Below are 3,737 nucleotides of genomic sequence, written 5' to 3' on the forward strand. Positions count from 1 at the left end.
CAGGTCGTGGGACTCGAACGCCGGGTCGCTCAGCTCGGCGATGAACATCGTCGGCACCCCGTACAGCGAGGTGCAGCGCTCGGCGGCGACGGCCTCCAGCGTCGCCGCGGGGTCGAACGCCGGTGCGGGGATCACGACGCACGCACCGTGGGTGGTGGCCGCCAGGTTGCCCATCACCATGCCGAAGCAGTGGTAGAAGGGCACCGGCACACAGATGCGATCGGCCTCGGTGTAGCCGCACAGCTCGCCGACGAAGTAGCCGTTGTTGAGGATGTTGTGGTGCGAGAGCGTCGCGCCCTTCGGGAACCCGGTGGTGCCGCTCGTGTACTGGATGTTGATCGGATCGTCGGCGCCCAGCTCGCCGGCCAGCCGGGTGAGCGGCTCGGGATCGGCCGCCCGCCCGGACGCCAGGAGCTCCGCCCACTCCGGCCCGCCGAGCAGCAGCACGTCGCGCAGCGCGGGAGAGCTCGGCCGGACATCGGCGATCATCCCCGCGTAGTCGGAGGTCTTGAACGCGGGCGCCGCGACCAGAGTGCGGACGCCCGCCTGGTTCAGCACGTACTCCAGCTCGTGCACCCGGTAGGCCGGGTTGATGTTCACCAGGATGGCGCCGATCTTCGCGGTGGCGTACTGCGTGAAGAGCCACTCCGCGCAGTTCGGCGCCCAGATGCCGACCCGGTCGCCGGTGCCCACCCCGAGTTCCAGCAGGCCGAGTGCCACCGCGTCGACCTCGGCGGCCAGTTCGCGGTAGGTCCAGCGCCGGACCGGCGGCCCGGCGGGATCGCGCCACGGCGTCGCGGAACCGCCCCGGTCCACCAGGGCCTCCCGGTGTCCGTGCGCGGCCACCGTACGGTCGAAGTCGGCGCCGATGGTGTCGCCGAGGAGCGGGGCCGACGAGGGGCCGGAGGCGTACGACAGCTCGCTCATGGCCGGAAGTCCTCTTCGCGGAACTCACCGGCCGGCCGTGCTCCCGCGTCCGGATGCTTGTCCCGCTCGTACGCGCGCAGTTCGACGCGGCGGATCTTGCCCGAGATGGTCTTGGGCAGCTCGGCGAACTCCAGCAGGCGGATGCGCTTGTACGGGGCCAGGTGCTCCCGGCAGTGGTCGAAGATGGCCGCCGCGGTCTCGGCCGTCGCCGGCCGGCCGGCCGCGAGCACGACATAGGCCTTGGGGACCGCGAGCCGCACCGGGTCGGGGGAGGGCACGACGGCCGCTTCGGCCACCGCGTCGTGCTCGATCAGCACGCTCTCGAGCTCGAACGGCGAGATGCGGTAGTCGGAGGCCTTGAACACGTCGTCGGTCCGTCCGACGTAGGTGATGTAGCCGTCCGCGTCGCGCGAGCCGATGTCGCCGGTGCGGTAGAAGCCGCCGGCCATCGCCTCGGCGGTGAGCTCGGGGTCGCCGTGGTAGCCGGTCATCAGCCCGAGCGGGCGGTCGGACAGGTCGAGGCAGATCTCGCCCTCGTCGGCGGGCTCGCCGGTGGCCGGGTCGAGCAGCACCACGTCGTAGCCGGGCACCGGACGGCCCATCGAACCGGGCCGCACCGGCTGCCCCGGCGTGTTGGCGACCTGCACGGTCGTCTCGGTCTGGCCGAAGCCGTCCCTGATGGTCACCCCCCACGCCAGCCGGACCTGCTCGATGACCTCCGGGTTCAGCGGCTCGCCCGCGCCGACGACCTCGCGCGGAGGCGTGCGCAGCCGGCTCAGATCGGCCTGGATGAGCATTCTCCAGACGGTGGGCGGAGCGCAGAAGCTCGTCACGCGGCACCGGTCGAGCTGGTCCAGTAGCCGCTCGGCGTCGAAGCGCGTGTAGTTGTAGATGAAGACGCACGCCTGCGCGTTCCACGGGGCGAACACGTTGCTCCACGCGTGCTTGGCCCAGCCGGGCGAGGAGATGTTCAGGTGCACGTCGCCCGGCTTGAGACCGAGCCAGTACATCGTGGACAGGTGCCCGGCCGGATAGCTCGCGTGGGTGTGCTCCACCAGCTTGGGGCGGGCGGTGGTGCCCGAGGTGAAGTAGAGCAGCAGCGGATCGTCGGCCCGGGTGACCGCGTCGGGGGTGAACGCCTCGAGAGCGGGCCGGCCTTCGGCGTCATAGGCCGCGTGGTGGGAGAGCCACCCGTCCACCGGCGGTCCCACCGCGATCCGCGTGTAGTCCCCGGCGACCTCGGCGAACTTGCCTGTATCGGCCGACCGCGCCACCACGTGCCTCGCCCGGCCGCGTTCGAGGCGGTCCCGCAGGTCGGCCGCCCCGAGCAGCGGCGTCGCCGGAATGATCACCGCGCCGAGCTTCATCGCGGCCAGGATGGTCTCCCACAGCTCCACCTGGTTGCCGAGCATGAGGATCATCCGGTCACCGCGGCGTACGCCCTGCGCCCGCAGCCAGCCCGCGAGCCGGCTGGAGCGGTCGGACAGCTCGGCGAACGACCAGCGCCGCTCGGACCCGTCCTCCTCGACCACCCACAGGGCGGGGGCGTCGTTGCCCTCGGCGATCCGGTCGAACCAGTCCAGAGCCCAGTTGAACTCGGTGAGGACCGGCCACTGGAACTTCTCGCGCGCCGTGGCGTAGTCCTCGCGATGGGCGAGCAGGAAATCGCGAGCGGCCCGGAATTCGGCCACGGACATGTGTCCTCCCCTTCGATGCGGATCTGAGGGGCATCGTTGGTTCGGGCGTCCGGCTCGCGCTACCCCCGAACGGGGGTGCTCTCATCGGCGGGCGGCCCCCGCCGGTGCGGTCAGGAGGGCGGCTCGATGAACCTGACCACCAGGTCGTCCAGGGTGAGGGGGCCGCCGTCCATCGCGGCGTACATGTCGTCGAGCTCGACGTAACCGAGGTCCCTGGCGATCGACAGTGACTCGCCCTGCGCCTCGGCGGCGAGCAGATCGACGCCGTGGGCGGCCAGCGCCAGGGCGAGGCCGCGCCGCCCGGTGTCGGCGGCCTCGTCGGCCTTGCGGCGGGCCAGCCAGTGCTGCACGCGCACGCGGGTCTGCGCGGTCGTGGCGAACTCCAGCCACTCCTCGGACGGGCCACCGCCCGGGGCGGTGAGGATCTCGACGACCTGACCGCTGCGGATCTCGGCGGAGAGCGCGGCGAGCCGCCCGTTGATGACCACGCCGATGCAACGATCGCCGGTCTCGGGGCCCAGCGCGTAGGCGAAGTCGATGGCGGTCGCGCCGGCGGGCAGCGCTATAACGTCGCCGGCCGGGGTGAAGGCGGCGACATGGCCGGTCGCGAGCTCGGCCCGCAGGCTGTCGAGGAACTCCGCGGACGGCGCGCTGGACTGCCAGGTGAGCAGTTGCCGCAGCCAGCCGAGGTCGCGCCGCCCGGCGACCGCGTCGACGGTCGCCGCCTCGTCGCCCGCCGCGCGGATGTGCGCGACGATGCCGTACTCGGCGACGGGATGCATCGAGCGGCTGCGGATGATGACGTCGAGACGGTCGCCCTCGGGTCCGATCACGACGGTGTGCAGCGACTGGTACAGGTTGAACTTGGGCAGTGCGATGAAGTCCTTCACCCGACCGGGAACCGGGTGCAGTGCCGAGTGCACGGCGCCGAGCGCGATGTAGCAATCCTGGTCGTCGCCGTCCACGACGACCAGAACGCGGCCGGCCTCACTGGGCCGCATCCGGCCCGGATCGCCGCCGAGGTCCCGGTGGACGCTGTAGAGGTGGCGCGGCCGCAGCGAGACCCGCGCCCGCACCCGGTGCTCGGCCAGCGCCGCGCGCAGCCGTCGCAGC

3 protein-coding genes are annotated in these 3,737 nt (G+C 72.1%); all 3 read right to left on the reverse strand.

What is annotated here, in order from left to right; all coding sequences use genetic code 11:
- On the reverse strand, window positions 1-927 hold a 927-nt coding region (locus HKK72_RS37340; RefSeq protein WP_187239113.1), incomplete at its 3' end, for an AMP-binding protein.
- Entirely contained in the window at window positions 924-2,624 is a 1,701-nt protein-coding gene (locus tag HKK72_RS37345; RefSeq protein WP_187239114.1) for an AMP-binding protein, read from the reverse strand. The genes HKK72_RS37340 and HKK72_RS37345, both read right to left, overlap by 4 nt.
- Before the next feature lie 110 nt (window positions 2,625-2,734).
- Window positions 2,735-3,737, reverse strand: a 1,003-nt coding sequence (locus HKK72_RS37350; protein ID WP_187239115.1) for a TGS domain-containing protein, incomplete at its 5' end; no start/stop codon positions are given.

The sequence above is a fragment of the Actinomadura sp. HBU206391 genome (assembly GCF_014323665.1).
Taxonomy (GTDB): Bacteria; Actinomycetota; Actinomycetes; order Streptosporangiales; family Streptosporangiaceae; genus Actinomadura_C.